This is a genomic window from Erwinia pyri (genome assembly GCF_030758455.1).
GTDB classification, from domain to species: domain Bacteria; phylum Pseudomonadota; class Gammaproteobacteria; order Enterobacterales; family Enterobacteriaceae; genus Erwinia; species Erwinia pyri.
On record NZ_CP132353.1, the window covers coordinates 1,459,571 to 1,478,774 of the forward strand.

Annotated in this window: 1 protein-coding gene; it reads left to right on the plus strand. The window is 58.9% G+C overall.

Going from position 1 to position 19,204, the window contains the following annotated elements; all coding sequences use genetic code 11:
• The first annotated feature begins 745 nt into the window (after positions 1 to 745).
• Positions 746 to 18,994: an Ig-like domain-containing protein gene (locus Q3V30_RS06865; RefSeq protein ID WP_306211649.1), complete on the plus strand. Its 18,249-nt coding sequence runs from the start codon at positions 746 to 748 to the stop codon at positions 18,992 to 18,994.
• Positions 18,995 to 19,204: the final 210 nt, after the last annotated feature.

Below are 19,204 nucleotides of genomic sequence, written 5' to 3' on the forward strand. Positions count from 1 at the left end.
AAGAAGATTGCTCATGCTTGTGAGGTTGTGGCTCACGGCTCACGCCAGTGAGGCCATGGCCTGACAATTGTTAACCCATAAAAATAGCACTGTTAACAGGATTTGTCGCTTCAGGGCTACTTTCCAGATAACTCCGGAAAAAACGGTGAAATAGCTCGCCTTAACTCAAATCATTGGTATAGGGTGAAAAATCGTCATTCTTTCCCTTTCAGGGCCATCCGCGCTGAATGAAAAATAACCAAAGTGAGGTTGAACAACTTGTGCTGTTTATCACGAATTTACAGCAAATTCTGGCCCGGCAGCGCTGCCTTTTTAGCCATAAATGGTCAGTTCAGGAGGTATAAAAAGAGAAAGCTTGCAAAATGCATAAGAAATTTCCTCGCTTTAAATCAAATCCTTATCTTCGATACTCAATCATTATTTAGCTTTTATAACTATCGGAACTTATTAAAGAGTTGCATGTTTGATTAAATATTTTTATCTTTCAGATAAGTATTCATCAAGTGAGGCTGCTGGTTCTTTCTTACTATGGGTAAGGAAAAGCTAGAAAAAATAGCGAGTCAGCAGATCCGATTGCCCTGAGCAATCTCTTTCGCTCCCCGTGGGGGCGGTTATGCACCAGGTAAAAATCAGCCCGCTCTCGGTGGCTGGTTATCCCTTGCTTTGCGTCTGAATGTAAAGGTTTTCTTTATCTTCGTGCGCGAAACACATAATGATAATTTTTTGGTGCATATAGAGGTTACCCATGGCACAGCTCAATGATGGACGCGTTGAAATTGTTTCGCGCGATGATGGAACAATCCTGTCACAGGCTAATGCGGGCACGTCTCATAACGTCCTGCTGAACCAGCCCAGCGTAGTAAAAATGCATGGCACGCGTGACATGGTGACCGGCTTTGAACGCCAGGGTAATGACCTGATCCTGCACATGCGCGACGGCAACGTCGTTCGCTACCAGCAATTCTTCTTTGATGATGTTGACGGTGACCACAGTGAGCTGGTGTTTGACGATGGGGTCAACCCGCCTGAACATGCCCTGTTCCCGGTAACCACTGAGTTTGCCGATGCGCAGACGGCAATGGTCATTACTCCCGAATATGAATCACTTGGCTCGATTGAACCCTTATTGCTGGCAGATACCGGCGCTTCCACCGGCGTTATTACCGCAGCAGGTATCGGTGCGCTTGGTCTTGCGGGCCTTGCCGTAGGAGCGGTAGCTGGCGGAGGAGGTGGCGGCGGCGGCGGGGGTAATGATGGGGGCAACGCTGGCGGTGGGGATGGTACCCCAGGCGGCGGCGATGGGGACGGCGGCGACGGGGATGGCGGAGGAACTACGCCCTTAACCCCAACTATCAGCGTTAATGCGTTCACCGGGGATAATCTCCTGACGCAGGCGGAAAAGGGCAGTAACCAGACGCTGAACGGCACGACCACCAATGCTGAAGTCGGCAGCACCGTGACCATTGTTTTGAACGGCAAAACCTACACCACAACCGTCGGGGCTAACGGCAGCTGGAGCGTCTCTGTTCCGGCGGCCGATCTGGCTACCTTGCCTGCCGGTAATAATACCATTCGCGTGAGCGTGACAAACGGGGACGGCAACACTGCAACCTCAAACGAAGTGATCAACGTTCAGGCTGACATTACTCAACCTGGTACGCCTGCGATTACTATCGGGACTTTTGCGGGTGATGACATCCTGGACGGTGCTGAGAAACAAACTTCCCTGACGCTCAGCGGCACCACCACCAACGTTCAGCAGGGACAAGTCGTTACCGTGACGCTGGGCGGCCAGAGCTATAGTGCGACGGTAGCCGCTAACGGCAGCTGGAGCATTACCGTACCGGCAACGGCTTTGCAGGGGCTTGAGGATGGCACCAACACCATTACCGCACGGGTAAGCAATACCGCCGGAACGGCCGCCACAGCCACGCACACTTTCGATGTCCAGCCTGTTTCAGTCGGCAGTATCAGTATCAGCCCCCTCAGCGGCGACGGTCAGCTTAATGCTACCGAATCACAGTCTCCGCTGACCATCTCTGGCTTTGCCACGGGTGTGCCTGCCGGAACCCTGCTTAGCGTGACGCTGGGTGGCAAGGTCTACAGCGCCACGGTCGGCGCAAACGGCAGCTGGACCGCAACCGTGCCTGCCGCCGATCTGCAACAGCTGCCTCAGGGGTCAAATCTGGTAACAGCCACCGTTACGCTTGCTGATGGCACCGTGATCCAAAACAGCTCTGCCGTTGCGCTTAACGTACAGACTACGGCACCCAACGCTACCATTGACGTACCGTTTGGTGACGGCGTACTCAGCGGCAATGAAGCTAACAGCGGACAGACGCTGACCGGTAACACCGGGACAACGGGCGCAGGGCAAACCGTTAGGGTTACCGTAGGTGGAACGGAATATACCGGAACGGTTAACACAGACGGCAGCTGGAGCGTGAGCCTGCCACCTGCCGGACTACAGAATTTGCCGCAGGGCAGTAATAATATCACCGTGGTGGTAACGGATTCGGCAGGTAACGCTGCCACCTCTACCACTCCAGTGAACGTTATTACTGCACCGCCTGCTCTGACCGTGTCGCTCTCTGACAGCCTGTTAAATCAGAATGATGTTAATGAGCCTCTGACCATTAATGGCACCAGCAACGGCAGCCAAAGCATCACCGTCACCTTAAACGGCGTCACTTACACCACTGCCGTTAATGCTAACGGCACCTGGAGCGTTAATGTTCCAGCCTCTGACCTGCAGAGCATTACCGATGGCAATTACACCGTTACGGTAACCTCGACCGATGCCCTGGGTAACAGCACCACCTCTTCAGCGGCACAACTGGCTGTGGATACCACCGCTCCGGTAGTCTCCGTTGAAACCGTCTCCGGTAATGGCTATGTAGATGCCAGTGAGAAAGGCTCTCCTGTTGTGTTCACCGGCCAGACCGAGGCGGGAAGTACCGTTATCGTCCGGCTGGATACGCTGGATCCCATGCAGAGTATCAACCTGCCTGCGACCGTGGACCCGGTTACCGGCCGTTGGACCGCCACCCTGAGCGGCGATCAGCTGGCCGCAATCACCGATGGCAGCTATACCGTGACGGTCGTTGCGACTGATGCGGCGGGCAACAGTTCACAGGATTACACCAACGTTACCTTCATCACCGAACCTGCCAATCTGCCAGCCATCACGGTTAACCCGCTGACCGGCGACAATGTGCTGAACGGCGCGGAAGTGGCGCAGACGCAGTTCCTGACCGGCACCACACTACGCGTGCAGGTTGGCAGTGAAGTGACGCTGACGCTGGCGGATGGCACGACCTACAGTGGCCTGGTTCAGCCTGGCGGGGAGTGGCGTATTGAACTGCCCGCTGAGGTACTGGGCGGGTTGGCTAACGGTGCACAAAACTACACCGTGGTGGTGCAGGACATCACGGGCAACAGCGGTCAGGCCACGGGCACCTTTACGGTCGATGTGGTAGCCAATACCGGTTCGCTCAATATTAATCCTGTCAGCGGTGATAACGCCCTGAACGCCACTGAGGCGCAGTCCGATCTGCTGATCAACGGAACCAGCCTGGGCGTGACGGCAGCAACGCCGCTGACGGTCACTTTCAACGGCGTGACCTATAACACTACCGTTGGCCCGGACGGAACCTGGAGCGTAACCGTTCCTTCCTCCGCGCTCACTGGCCTCGGGAATAACAGCTACGCCGTAACCGTTTCTACCACGGGAACGGACGGGGCCACGGTGACCTCTTCCAGCGATCTGCAGGTGCGAACCACCTTCCCGGACAACATTGTTGTTAATGCGCCCTTTGGCGACAACATCCTCAGCGCAGAGGAAACAGCCGCGCCGCAGACCCTGTCAGGTTCCTCTGGCGTTGCCTATGCCGATCAGGTGGTGACGGTGACGATTGGCGGCGTGGATTATAACGCTACCGTGAACACCTCTTCAGGGGCATGGACGCTGACGCTGCTGCCTGAACAGCTGCAGGCCCTGCAGGAAGGCACCTCCAACGTAACCGTGACGGTAAGCGATTCGCTGGGGAACAGCGTAAGCTCCACTTCACCGTTCGTGGTGGACACCACGCCTCCCGTCCTTGCCGTCGCTGGGGTGGGGGATAACAGCGGCGCGGTTAATAATGATACCCAGAATCAGCCGCTGATTGTCAGCGGGACAGCAGAAGCGAACAGCTTAATCAGGCTGGAACTGGATGGCGTGACGGTGCTGACCGCCGCTGATGCTGACGGCAACTGGAGCGCTGCCGTTTCACCTGCCGTGCTGCAGGCGCTGCCGGATGGAAAATATGATTTGAGCGTGACCGCCACGGATGCAGGCGGCAACCAGACCACCACGTTCACGCCGATCCGCAAAGATACGATTGCGCCTGATGTTACCTTATCGCCGGTTTCCGGCGACGGCTATCTTAACGCGGTTGAGCATGGCGCAGCCCTGACGCTGACCGGTACGGCGGAGCAGGGATCGTCCGTGGTAGTCACGCTGAATGGCGCAGGTTATCCCACTACCGTAGATGCTGACGGCAACTGGAGCGTAACGGTACCTGCAGGAGCAGTAACGGCGCTGGCCGACGGCACCTATAACGTCAGCGTGCAGGCGACCGATGCAGCGGGTAACAGCGGCACCACCACGCTTCCGCTGGTGGTGGTCGCCAGTGCAGCAGACCTGCCAACGATTAGCGTTGCGCCGTTTACCGGTGACAACATCCTGGATGGCGCAGAGAAAGGGCTTTCACAGCTGCTGACCGGCACCACCACTAACGTGCAGGCTGGTCAACTGGTTACTGTCACGATGAATGGTGCCCAGTACTCCGGAGCGGTACAGGCTGACGGTAGCTGGAGCGCAGTGATCCCGGCTACAGCATTTTATCAGCTGGCAAACGGCACGCAGAGCTACACCGTGAACGTCAGTGATGTGGCGGGCAACCCGGCTTCCGCCACCGGCAGCTATACCGTTAACAGCGATTTCAGCGCTATTGCCATCGGTATCATCAGTGACGACAACATGCTTAATGCCGTTGAAGCGCAAAATGACCTGGTGATCCAGGGGAACAGCCGATTTGTGGCGTTCGGCGCCAGGATCCTGGTCCGCTTTAACAACGCTAATTATGAAACAACCACCAATTCTGACGGGAGCTGGAGCGTAACTGTGCCAGCCGCAGCGCTCAGTAACGTGCAGAACGGCGACATTACGGTGACGGCAACCGCCACGGATCGGGATGGTAATGTCATCACTACCACCCACAGCCTTACCGCTAACATTGATCCAAACTTTACCGTCACGGTGAATACGCCATTTAACGACGGCACGCTTAACGGGACAGAATCTCTTACCGATCAGACCCTGACCGGTAGCACTGGCGTGGAGGGCGTGGGGCAGAGCGTGAGCCTGGTACTGGGTGGCATTACTTACACCGGCACGGTGGATGCCAACGGCAACTGGTCCGTGGCGATACCGAATGCGGTGCTGCAAGCCCTGCCACAGGGAAGTAACGCTTATAACGTCACCGTAACGGATGGCTCCGGGAACAGCACTTCTCTTGGCAGCACCTTTACCGTGGACACGGTGGCACCAACCTTGACTGTGGATGCCATTTCCGAGGATAACCGGCTTAACATTACCGAACATGGCGAGGCTCTGACGCTTTCAGGAAGCGGCGCGGAAGGGGATCGGATCAGCCTGACTCTGAATAATGTCACCTATATGGCGACAACAGGAGCAGGTGGCAGCTGGAGTATTGAGGTCCCTGCGCAAGCCGTACAGGCTTTGAGTGAAGGGCTTAATCAGGTGCAGGTTGTCTCTACAGACGTAGCAGGCAACGTGAGCAGCACCATCAGAACGCTGGAGGTGGATCTCACTCCTCCGCCAGTCACTATTGATCCTGTCTCTGGCGATGGCTACCTCAATCTGGCAGAAAGTACCCAGCCGCTGGTGCTGACCGGCACGGGAGAGATCGGCAACACCATTACCGTGGAGCTGAATGACCGCACTTACACCACTACGGTAGGGGCAGATGGTCAGTGGATGCTTACTCTGCCTGCTACCGTGGTGGAAGCGTTTGTCAACGGCGTGCAGCCTTTCACCGTCACCGCCAGTGATGCTGCAGGAAATCTCACTCCCCTTAGCTCGCAGGTGGTGGTCGATAAAGCGCCGCCGTCCATCGTGGTTTCCAACGTCACCAGCAACAACATCGTGGATGCGTCAGAGCAGCAGTCAGAGCAGATCATCAGCGGCACCTCGACCAATGTGGAAGCCGGGCAGACGCTGACGCTGACAATTGGCGGTACTGAGTACACCACGACCATTCTCTCCGGCGGCAGCTGGCAGGTCACCGTGCCTGCGGGCGCACTGGGCAGCCTCGGTGACGGACCACAATCGCTGACGGCAACCACCACCGATCTGGCAGGAAACAGCAGTACCACTACCAAAACCTTCACTGTAGACAGCACCGCGAGCAGCATCTCTGTTGAACCTCTCAGCACCGATGGCTATCTCAATGCTGCGGAAGCGGGGCAGGATTTGGTGGTCAATGGTTTTACTACTAACGTGGCAGAAAACAGTACGGTCACCTTCACCCTTAACGGCATCGCCTATACCGGTTTAGTGCAGGCCAACGGAAGCTGGTCAGTCACCATTCCGGCTGTAAACCTGGGCGATCTCGGCGATGGCCGGCAGACAGCCACGGTCAGCGTAACGGCTGAAAGCGGTCTCACCGTGACCAACCAGGCCTCGCTGACGGTTCTGGCCGATCCCACGCTGAGTCCTACCCTGACACAGCCATTTACCGACGGCATCCTGACCAATGCCGAAGCAGGCGTACAGCAGACGCTAACCGGTACAACGGGTCAAACCGGCAACGGTCAGACCGTTACGGTTAACATTGGCGGAACGGATTATAGCGCAACGGTAAACAGCTCTGGCATCTGGTCGCTGCCGCTTTCCCCAGACGTTCTTCAGGCGCTGCCGCAGGGCAGCTCAACGGTAACGGTTAACGTCACCGACATTGCAGGCAATACCGCCGCCCTTACGCCGCCAACCAGCATCACCGTGGCGTCAACGCTACCGACATTGACGCTGGGCGATGTGGCGGGGGGCGACAATATTATCAATGCGGATGAGCAGGGCGGCGGACTGGCACTAAGCGGTACCGTTACCCCTGGCGATACGGTAAGCGTAACGCTTAACGGCACCCGTTATGAGGCCAGCGTAGCCGGGGATGGTAGCTGGAGCCTGCTGATTCCGGCAGAGATTGTCGGTCAACTGGCGGAGGGTGCACAGGCACTGAGCATCACCGCGACCGATGCTTTTGGCAATACTACGGCGCAAACCGTGCCGTTGAGCGTGGATACCGCTGCACCGCTCTTCACCGTAAATCCGATTGCCGGTGATGACATTATTGACCGGATTGAGCAGAGCCAGCCGCTGCAAATCACCGGGACAGGTACGCTTGGCGACAGCGTATCGGTCACGCTGGGCGGGCAAACTTACACCACCACAGTTGGCAACAACGGACAGTGGAGCGTTACCGTTCCGGCAACCACGCTGGGTAATCTCACAGAAGGTGATAACACCGTTTCCGTGGTGGTCACCAACCCGGCAGGTAACAGCGATACCAGCGATACCACGGTCGCACTTCAGACATTCGTTGACCCTACCGTTATTGTGAACACTGTAGCGGGTGACGATCTAATCAATGCTGCGGAGGCGCAGCAGGGTCTTACCGTGACCGGAAGCGTAGGGGATGCGACTACCATAGTCACGGTGACCTTAAATGGCGTTGATTATCCGGCAACCGTAGGGGCTGATGGTCTCTGGAGCGCCACTATTCCTGCCAACGTGGTGACTGCGCTGGCGGATGGCAATTATACGCTCTCGGTAACCGGCACGCCTGTCGCAGGCCCTGCCGTTACCGTTCAGCACCCTGTCACTCTGGATACCACCGCACCAGCGCTGACTATTGCCGTCATTGCCGGCGACGGCCAGTTGAATGGTACGGAACAGGGAGAGCCTTTGGCTATCTCTGGCACTGGTGAGGCGGGCGATAGCGTGCGTGTCTCACTGAACGGCACGACTTATCAGGCTACCGTTGACGGTAACGGCAACTGGACGGTTAACGTGCCAGCCGCTGCCGTAGGTGACCTGACTAATGGCACCTATCCTGTCACCGTAACGGTGGCGGATGCCGCAGGTAATACCACCACTCGCGACAGCAGCCTGATTGTCGATCTTTCGGCACCAGCGCTTAGCGTGGATCCGATTGCCGGGGAGGGCGTGCTCAACGCGGCTGAGCAGCAGCTGCCTCTGACCGTTAGCGGCACAGGGGAAAATGGCGCTGCGATCGCCGTGACTTTCCAGGGCACAGAGTACACCACCACCGTGGGGGCGAATGGGCAGTGGACGCTGGCTATTCCGGCGGACGCGCTGACCGGGCTGACCAACGGCAATTACACCCTGAACGTAGTGGCAACCGATCTGGCGGGCAACAGCACCACGCAATCGGCACCGCTTACCGTAGTGGTGACCTCGCCAACGCTGACGTTAAATGATTTTGCCGGCAATAATGTGCTGGATGGCGCAGAACAGCAGGTCGATCAGCTGCTTAGTGGCACCACCACCAATGTGCAGGCGGGACAATTTGTCACCGTAACGTTAAATGACGTTAACTATAGCGGCGTGGTTCTGGCGAGCGGTGCCTGGAGCGTCAGCATTCCTGCAGCGGCACTGGCTGAGCTGGCGGATGGCGGCCAGAGTTACAGCGTAACGGTCGGCGATACCGCCGGAAATCCTGTTACCGTTAACGGCAATTTTACGGTCAATACAACGCTGAGCGCGCTGGCGGTTGATCCCGTCAGCGGCGACGGCTATCTGAACCTGACGGAAGCGGGCTCCGACCTTACCTTAAGCGGCTCTTCGTTCAACGTGCCGGAAAACAGCGAACTTACGGTGACGCTGAATCAGGTTAATTACCCCGCCATCGTAGGGGCTGATGGGCGCTGGAGCGTCAGCGTGCCTTCAGCCGCTCTGCTGGCTCTGCCCGATGGCCCGTTAACAGTTACGGTAACCGGCAGCGATGCTGCGGGCAATGCAGTAACCAGCAGTGCCAGCCTGATTGTTGCCGTTACCGATCTGCCCGCTTTGACCACCGATCAACCCTTCGCTGACGGCACCTTAAATGCGGCGGAAGCGGGCGTGGCGCAGACCTTAACCGGTACCACGGGCGTTACCGGCGACGGACAGATCGTCAGCGTAGTGATCAATGGCACCACCTATACCGGCAGCGTGGACGGCGACGGCAACTGGAGCGTTAGCGTGCCGGCCAGCGTCCTGCAGGCGCTGCCACAGGGAGACACCATCGCCACGGTTAACATCAGCGATGCGGCAGGAAACAGTACCACAGGCGACCTCACGCTGAACGTGGATACGCTACCGCCTGCGGTAGATGTGGCTGCGCTGGCGGGTGACAACATCCTGAATGCGGCGGAACAGGGCGCGGCGCTGCCGGTTACCGGAACGGGTGACGCCAATGCCACAGTAGTGGTGACGCTGAATGGAAGGGATTACACCACCACCGTTGGCGATAACGGCCAGTGGAGCGTGACGGTTCCCCAGACCGATCTCGCCACGCTGACCAACGGCACTTACACAGTGAGTATCACCGCTACCGATGCGGCAGGAAACAGTACGTCAATCGATCGCCCACTGGCGGTCAAAGTTGATGCGGCGTCGCTGCCAACGCTGACGATTAATAGCTTCGCCGGAAATGACATCCTTGATGGCGCAGAGCAGCAAACCGCGCAGACGCTCAGCGGCTCAACCACCAATGTGGAAGCAGGGCAGACAATCACCCTGACGCTAAATGGTGAGGTCTACACCACGCTGGTTCCGGCCAGCGGAGCCTGGAGCATCAGCCTGCCTGCAGCCGATTTAGCCGCGCTGAATGATGGCACCGCCACGCTTAACGTGGCGGTGAGTGATGTGGCGGGCAATCCGACCTCGGCCAGTCGCGAGATCACCGTGAACAGCGCAGCATCCGGCATCAGCCTCGATCCGCTGAGCGGTGACGGTTATCTCAACGCCACCGAGGCGCTTGACGATCTGATTGTCTCCGGCACCACGCTCAACGTTGCGCAGGGCAGTACGGTCACCGTGGCCTTTAATGGCCAGACGTTTACCGCTCTGGTGGGCGCTACCGGCCTCTGGAACGCCATCATTCCCGCCTCAGCACTGGCAGGCATCCCGGATGGCACCGTCACGCTGAGCGCCAGCGTGGTGGATAATACCGGTACGACTCTTACCGGCCGGGGAGCGCTTAGCGTTCACGTCAGCGCTCTGCCGCTGGCAACGGCGGATATACCTTTTGCGGATGGCGTGCTGAACGGTACGGAAGCTCAGGCGACGCAAACGTTAAGCGGCACCACTGGCGTAACGGGCGATGGTCAGACGGTGGCGATCGTCTTAGGCGGCATAACCTATAACGGCACCGTCGATGCCAACGGCAACTGGAGTGTGGATCTGCCAGCCGCCGCGCTTCAGGCGCTGCCGCAGAACGATTCAACGCTGCCTGTCACCGTGACCGATGCAGCCGGAAACAGTAATACGCTCGCTATTCCTCTCTTTGTGGATACCGTTGCGCCAACGCTGACGCTGAACCCGATCGCCGGGAATGATGTGGTCAATACCGGGGAAGCCGCCGGGGAGATCACCGTCAGCGGCAGCAGCACCGGTGCTCAGCAAGGGCAGCTCGTTACTGTGGCCGTTAACGGGCAGAGCTATACCACGGCTGTGGATGCTGACGGCAACTGGACGCTGCAGCTGCCGGCTGGTCTGCTTGCACAGGCTGTGGATGGCACTTATCCGCTCACCGTCAGCCTGAGTGATGCCGCAGGCAACAGCGCGACCGAAACGGTCCAGTTGACGGTAGCGACCGAACAGTTGCAGCCGACTATCACCACGCCGTTCGGTGATGGTTATCTGAACGGTAATGAAGCAGCAGCCACGCAAACCCTCAGCGGCACCACGGGCGCCACCGGGGCGGGTCAGAGCGTAGTGGTGAATATTGGCGGGCAGGATTATCCCGCCACCGTCGATGCTAACGGCAACTGGTCGCTACCGGTCGCCAGTACAGCTCTGCAGGCTCTGGGACAGGGCGCACAAACGCTGGTGGTTACCGCTACGGATGCGCAGGGGAATACGGGCGAAATCAGCACCACAGTCACCGTGGATACAGTTTCGCCAACGCTGACGCTGACGCCAGTTGCCGGGGACAACATCATTAACGCTGCCGAAATTCTGCAGCCTGTTTCCATCAGCGGTACGGCGTCAGTCAGCGAAGCGGGTCAGCAGATAAGCATCAGCTTTAACGGCCAGACATATCAGCAGACCGTGCAGAGCGATGGCAGCTGGCGGCTGGATCTGCCTTCCAGCGTGACGCAAACGCTGGCAGATGGCAGTTATCCGGTCACCGTCACGCTGACGGACAGCGCGGGCAACATTACTACGGATACGCTGACCGTAACGGTAAATGCTTCACTGGCAAACCTGCCCACTATCACCGTGGCTGCGGTAGCCGGGGATGACTACATCAACGCGCTGGAAAGTCGTGCCGATGTGACCGTGTCGGGGAGCACCACTAACGTCGCTGCAGGGCAGACGGTAACCCTTACCCTGAACGATGTTACCTACACCGCCGTTGTTCAGGCGGACGGCAGCTGGAGCGCCGTGGTGCCTGCCGCCAACGTTGGCGCGCTTGCCGACGGGGCGCAAACCCTGACGGCATCTGTAGCGGATACCGCCGGCAATCCTGCCAGCACCACGCATCAGGTTACCGTGATTGCTCAGGCGGCCGATCTGCCTGTCATCACTGTTGATCCGGTGACCAGCGATGGTGCAGTTAATTTTCAGGAGTCGCGTAGCGACCTGCAGATCACCGGAACCAGCCAGAATATCGCGGCGGGTGATAACATCACGGTCAGCCTCAACGGGGCTGACTATACCGCGACGGTAGACGCCAACGGCAACTGGACAGCCACCGTTCCGGCGGCGGCTGTCCAGGCACTGGATCAGGGAGCCAACAGCCTCACGGCCAGCGGCAGCGACGTTGCGGGCAACCCCGCTTCCGCTACTGAAAGCTTCAGCGTGGACACCACTTCGCCACTCCTCACGGTGGCGTTAGGTGCGGGCGCAGATGGCATTCTGAACCTGGCGGAAGCGTTGAACGGGCTGCTGGTTAGCGGTACTTCTGAAGCCAATACCACCGTCAACGTCACGCTCAACGACAAAACCTATACCGCAACTGTTGGCACTGGCGGAACGTGGAGCCTGACTGTCCCCTCTGGCGACCTGCTGCTGTTGCCTGACGGTCAGGCGCAGGTGGGCGTCTCTGTCACCGATACCGCGGGCAATATTAACTCTGAGGTGGTGAATTTAGGCGTGGCTGTCAACACGCTTCCTGTTCTTACGCTGGCCACGCCTTTTGTCGATGGGCTGCTGAATGCGGCAGAATCCGCGGCGGAGCAGGTTGTTAGCGGAACGGCGACCAATCTCACCGCAGGCACTGCGGTGCAGGTTACGGTGGGTACGGTCAGCGTCACCGGCACCGTACTGGCCGATGGTACCTGGAGCGCCACCTTCCCGGCAGGCGCGCTTGCCGCTCTGGCTGACGGCGCGTTGCAGGTTTCTGTCACTGCGGCTGATGCGGCAGGAAACCCGGCCAGCGTGAGCGGCAGCGTGGAGATCCTGCAAAATATAACCCCTGATGCGGCCATCGCCACGCCGTTTGTGGATGGCGCGCTTAATGCCGCTGAAGCAGGGGTGGATCAGATCATTCGTGGCACCACCGGTATCACCGGAGCGGGCCAGATCGTGACGGTGACTATTGATGGTGAGCCTGTCACGGCAACCGTGGGCACCAACGGTAACTGGAGCGCCACGCTGACGCCAGCGTTGGCAGCAACGCTTGGTAACGGCACCCACACGATTGATGTGACGGTAACGGATCGGGCGGGCAACAGCAGTTCAGATTCGCTTGATTTCAACGCTATTGTTACCGGGCTGCCTGCACCGACGCTGGTCACGCCATTTACGGATGGCACGCTGAACGCTGCGGAAGCGGCTGTAGATGGCGCGCTGACTGGCGTCACCGGTATTATCGGGGCGCAGACCGTCAGCGTTAACGTCAACGGCACGGTTTATCAGGCCGCGGTAAATGAGACGACCGGAAGCTGGAGTCTGGCCCTGCCATCCTCTCTATTGGTCACCCTGCCGGATGGCAACTGGCCGATTACGGTCACGGCCACAGACAGCGTGGGCAACGCTGGCACCGCCAGCGGCAGCCTGCTGGTAGTGGTACAGAATGTGCCAGACGTCAGTATCAACCTGCCGTTTGCTGATGGACTGCTGAGTATTGCTGAAGCCGCTGCTGCTGCGGGACAGGCGCTCAGCGGAACAACCGGCAAAATTGGCGCAGGCCAGCTTGTTAACGTCACCATCAGCGGCTTTAACGGTGACGCGGCGGTGCCGGCAACGGTTGATGCCAGCGGCAACTGGTCGCTGAACCTGACGCCAGCCCAGCTTCAGGCGCTGGCAAACGGCAGCCATACGGTTTCCGTTACGGCCACAGACAGCGCAGGCAACAGCGATACGGTGACTTCCGGCTTTACCGCCTTGCTCACTGCCCCGGATCCCACCATTAATACGTTGTTTGGCGACGGCTTCCTGAATATTGCCGAAGCTGCCGGCGCGTTAACGCTGACCGGAACCACGGGCGCTGTAGGGGCGAATCAGGGCGTACAGCTGAGGATCGACCTGGCCGGGGTGACCTATACCGGCACGGTCGATGCAACGGGTAGCTGGTCAGTGACGCTGCCGGCGGGCGCGCTTTCGGGTCTGGCTTCCGGTACGCACAGCGTCAACGTGACGGTGACGGATCCGGCAGGCAATACCACCACGGAAGGGCTGAACTTTACCGCCGCGCTGAGCGCACCGGTACCCACCCTGAACACGCCGTTTGTTGACAGCTTCCTGAACGGCACAGAACTTGCGGCAGGCGCAGCGCTCACCGGGAGCACCGGCGTGACCGGCGCGGGACAAACCGTTCAGGTGACGATTGGGGGTAACAATTTCAATGCTACCGTCGCCACCAACGGAAGCTGGACGCTTGATCTTACCCCCGCTCAGTTGACTGGTTTGGGAGAGGGGGTAAAAGCCGTCTCTGTGGTCGCTTCCGATGTGGCTGGCAACAGTGCCACCATAGCTGGCAGCTTTACTGTGGACACGGTTGCGCCAACCATTACCCTGCAGCCGTTTACCGGCGACAATACGTTGACCTACGTAGAAAGCCTCACGGCCCAGACGTTGAGCGGCACCACAACTGGTGCCAGCGCAGGCCAGTTGGTTACCGTGACCTTAGGCACCTCAACGCTGACCGGCGTGGTGCAGGCGGACGGTAGCTGGACGGTAAACGTTACGCCAGCGGCGATGACGGCGCTGGCAGCTGGCAGCAACGCGGCAACCATCAGCGTCTCCGTAGCGGACGTGGCGGGGAACATCGGCACGGCCAGTGCTAACGTCGCTATTGATCTGACGCCTCCGGAAACGCCGCTGCTTACGCTTGCTCCGGTGTCCGATGACAACATTGTCAACAGCACGGACGGGACGACGCTGACGGTGGGCGGAACCTTTGCCAACCTGCCAGGCGCGGCGGGGGCAGTAACGGGTGATATTACTGTACGTGTTGACGGCGTGGTTGTGGGCACTTATTCCATTACCACCGCGAGTGGCAACTGGACAGTGACGATCCCTGATACCGCGGCGACGCTGGCGGATGGAACGCACACTGTAACCGCAACGCTGGTCAGTAACGGGACGGCCGACCTCACCTCCAGTGAGCTGGTTGTGGTCGACCGCGTGGTGCCTGTGCTGACAATCAACGCCTTTGCTGGCGACAATATCCTGAACGGCAGCGAAATCACCCTGGCGCAGATCCTCACCGGTACCGCTTCAGAAAGTGAAGTTGGCAGGGCGGTTACGGTGACGCTGGATGGTAAAACCTATACCGGCATCGTACAGGCCGGTGGGACCTGGACTGTTACCGTACCGTCGGGAGATTTGCAGGCTTTAACCAATGAAGGACACACTATTACTGCCAGCCTCAGCGATGCGGCAGGCAACGTGACCACGGTAACACTCCCGATAACGGTAGATACTGGCGCGCCGCTGCTGCAGGTTAATGCGCTGGTAGAAGATAATGTGCTGAATGCCACCGACATTCTCACCACCAGGCTGGTGACCGGGACCGCCTCGGGAGCAGAGGGCCAGACCATCGGCCTCTACCTGGGAGACAGTTCGCCAATCGCCACTGCGGTAGTGCAGGCCGACGGTACCTTCTCTATTGCTCTGTCGCCAGAGGTGCTGGGCAGCCTGACCGACGGTACGCTGGTCTTTGGCCTGCGCGTCAGCGATCCTTCCGGCAACCAGACCGATGCCACGCTGACGGTCAATAAAGTGGTGAACGCGGCGCTGAATTTTGTCACTGATTCCCTCACCATCTTTGGCGATGGCTTCCTGAATGCGGCAGATACCGCCGTTGCGCAGACGATTTCCGGGGTAGTGAACTCAGCGGGGATCGGAGCGACTGTTGCTCTGACTCTGGGCCAGACAACCCTGACCGCGAATGTGAATCAGGATGGGACATTTGCGCTGGTAGTCCCGCCAAGCCTGTTGGGAGCATTACAGCCTGGCGACACCACGCTTAACCTCGTCCTGACTGATGCGGCCGGAAATAGCCGTACCCTGGGTGAAACCGTCACCACCATTCTTGATAACCCAGTCATCGGCGCGCTGACTAATCTCTTTGGCGACAACAATCTGCTGAACATCGCAGAATCCACCGTCGCGCAGACCATTGGCGGCACCATCGATGGCGTCACCGGTTCCCGGGTCACCGTGACGCTGGGGTCGAAATCGTACCAGACCACCCTGCGGGCAGGGGGAGAGTGGAATGTCACCATTCCTGCGCTGGATTTGGCCGCCCTGACCCAGGGTAACCTTTCACTTGGCGTCACGGTAGTCGATCCGGCGGGCAATACCGCCTCCACCTCAACCACGGTAGGCATCTTTACTGCCCAGCCAACCATCAGTCTGAGCTCCATCTTTGGCGACGGCATTCTGAATATTGCCGATGCGTTAACTAACCAGACCATCAGCGGCGTAGTAAACAACGTCGCAGCAGGCACGATTATCCGGCTGACCGTAGGGACATCAGAAGTGAATGCCGCCGTAGGGGCAAACGGCGCCTTCACCGCTACTCTGACCCCGGATATTCTCGGGACGCTGAGCAGCGGTAATCTCACCGTGGGTGCCAGCCTGACCGACGCGGCTGGGAACACCGCCAGCACTTCGCTGGGCGCCGTGGTCAAACTTACCGCCCCCACGGTTTCTGTCAGCCCGCTGTTTGGCGATGGCTTACTGAACCTGGCGGATGCAGTGCTGGGCCAGACCATCGGGGGCACGGTTACCAATGCGGGTGCCGGTGCTCGCGTGGTGGTGACCATTGGCACCACGCAGTTTGTCACCACTACTCTGGCGGACGGCACCTTCAGCCTGGCGCTTTCTCCGGCCATTCTTCAGGGGCTGAGCGACGGTAATCTCAACGTGGGCGTCAGCGTAACGGACAGCGCCGGCAACACTACCAGCACCTCGGCAACCGCGCTGGTGGGCCTGCAGCTACCAACCATCACCCTGAACCCGCTGTTTGGTGATGGCGTGCTGAGTCTGGTGGAGTCGCTGGTTACTCAGACCATCAGCGGTACGGTGGGCGGAAACGCAGCCGTTGGCTCGACGGTGGCTATCAATATCGGTAACACCACAGTGACCGCAACGGTAGGGCAAAACGGTACCTTCAGTGCCCAGGTAGCACCAGATATTCTGGGCACGCTGCTGGACGGCAATCTTACCGTCGGCGTGCGGGTAACGGATGCCGTAGGTAACGTCTCCAGCACCAGCGCAGGGCTGAGAGTAGGTATCCATACCACGCCAACGCTGACGCTGAACACCGTCTTTGGCGATGGAGTGCTTAGCGCAGCCGACCTGACCACCGCGCAAACCATCAGCGGCAGCTCGGCCAATCTGCCAGCGGGGAGCACGGTAACCGTCAGCCTGAGCGGCAGGAGCTATACCACTACCGTCGGCAGTACGGGGGCCTGGAGCCTGAGCGTGCCGAGAGCGGATCTTGCCGCGCTGGCGAACGGTACGCTGGCAGTCAACGTCTCCGCAACCGATGCCTATGGCAATGCCGCCACCAGCAGCGGCTCGGTAAGCGTTATTGCCCAGACGCCGCCAACGGTGACTATCTCCAGCGTGTTTGGCGATGGCCTGCTCAGCGCATCGGATGCGCTGAGTGCGCAAACCATTACCGGTACCTCTACCAATGCCGAAGGATCAACCATCACCGTTCGCGTTGGTACCGCCACGCTGACCACGACCGTCGCTGCCAACGGGACCTGGACAGTGTCGGTTCCGGCCGCCACGCTGGCTGCATTGCCGGATGGCACGGATGCCGTTACCGCCACGCTGACCAATGCGGCGGGCAACAGCGGCACGGCCAATACCACGGTACTGGTCGGTACGCATACTCTGCCGACGGTGACGGTGACCAACTCAACTGTGTTTGGCGGTGACCACTATCTTAACCTTAGCGAAGCCAACGTAGCGGAAACAATTAGCGGCACCGCAACCAATGCGGCAGGCAGAGCGGTGACGGTTAACGTGGCGGGCAACATCTACACCACCACGGTGGGCGCGAACGGCGCATGGAGCGTTACCGTCCCTTCTGCCGCGTTGAAAGGCATCGCCGATGGCAGTCACACCGTGACGGTCTCCGTGACGGATGCGGTAGGAAACGTCTCTACCGCCAGCAATACTTTTACGGCGGTGACGCATAATCTGCCTGCGATCGGCGTGGATCCGGTGCTGAGTCTGGTCAGCGTGCTGGTGACCGGGCTGACCATCTCCGGGGGAACGCTCAATCTGGCGCAGGGAACCCGGATGAACGTTACGCTGGGCGGCCAGACGCAGCAGGCCACCACGGATGCGCTGGGTCGTTACAGCGTGAAGTTCACCGGAGGACTGCTGACCGCACTCAGCCTGAACAGCATCGTAACGGTAACGGCGGTGGATGCGGCGGGTAACCCGGCATCAACCAGCAACACGCTGCTGCTTGGTTCGGTGCTGCCTGTTGCCAGCTCTTCCGTTGCCGCAGCTTCAGTGCTGATGGCAGTAGCGGCGGATGATTCCGCCACCGTGGCAGCGGCTTCTACGAACACAACTAACAGTGAGGAGAGCACTACCCCTGTTGTGCACGCCTTAACTGTTGATTCAACGCTGGTAACAGGCAACGATATCAGCAGCACCGATACCGGCACCACTGCTGTTTCAGCCAGCGACACTACAACTGTCACTGCAGCGACTGCCGTGGCAGACGACAGCGCCTATACCATTGGCGGCGTGGTTATCACCCTGGCGGATGGGCATACAGTGGAAGGTTCGTCGGTGACAGGCAGCAGCGGCAACGACACGGTAACGGTGAATTCGCTGGACTTTACCCACATCGATGGCGGTGCAGGTACGGATACGCTGGTGCTGAATGGTGAGCACATGACTCTGGATCTTACCTCGCTGGGGCTGAAAGTTGAGCACATCGAAATCATCGACCTGGGTAAAGCCGGTACCAACAGCGTGAAGCTGGATCTCAACGAAGCGCTGAACATTACCGACAGTCAGGCCAGCGATCTGATGATTAAAGGGGTGCTGGGCGACCAGGTCATGCTGGCTAACGGCGATGGTGGGATCTGGGCAACAGCAGGGCAGCGTACAGTGGATGGACAGACATTTGACGTTTACCACAACTCGGCGCTCTCTTCCGGCAATACGCTGGGCGACGTGCTGGTGCAGCATAATCTGCAGGTTCACGTGGTGTAACAAAGACTTTCCCTGCACGGGAGGTGAAATTCTCGTGCAGGCAGTATAAAGTTAAGAGGAGATTAACTGTTTGAGCAGTAGAGCAGGCGTTTACAATAATCAGACAAGACGCCTGGCACGTAAGCGTTGCGTAAAGAATGACCACTATAACTAATATATGAAAGGTGCCTCACGGGGCACCTTTCCCTGTATGAGGGGGTCTCCCCTCGT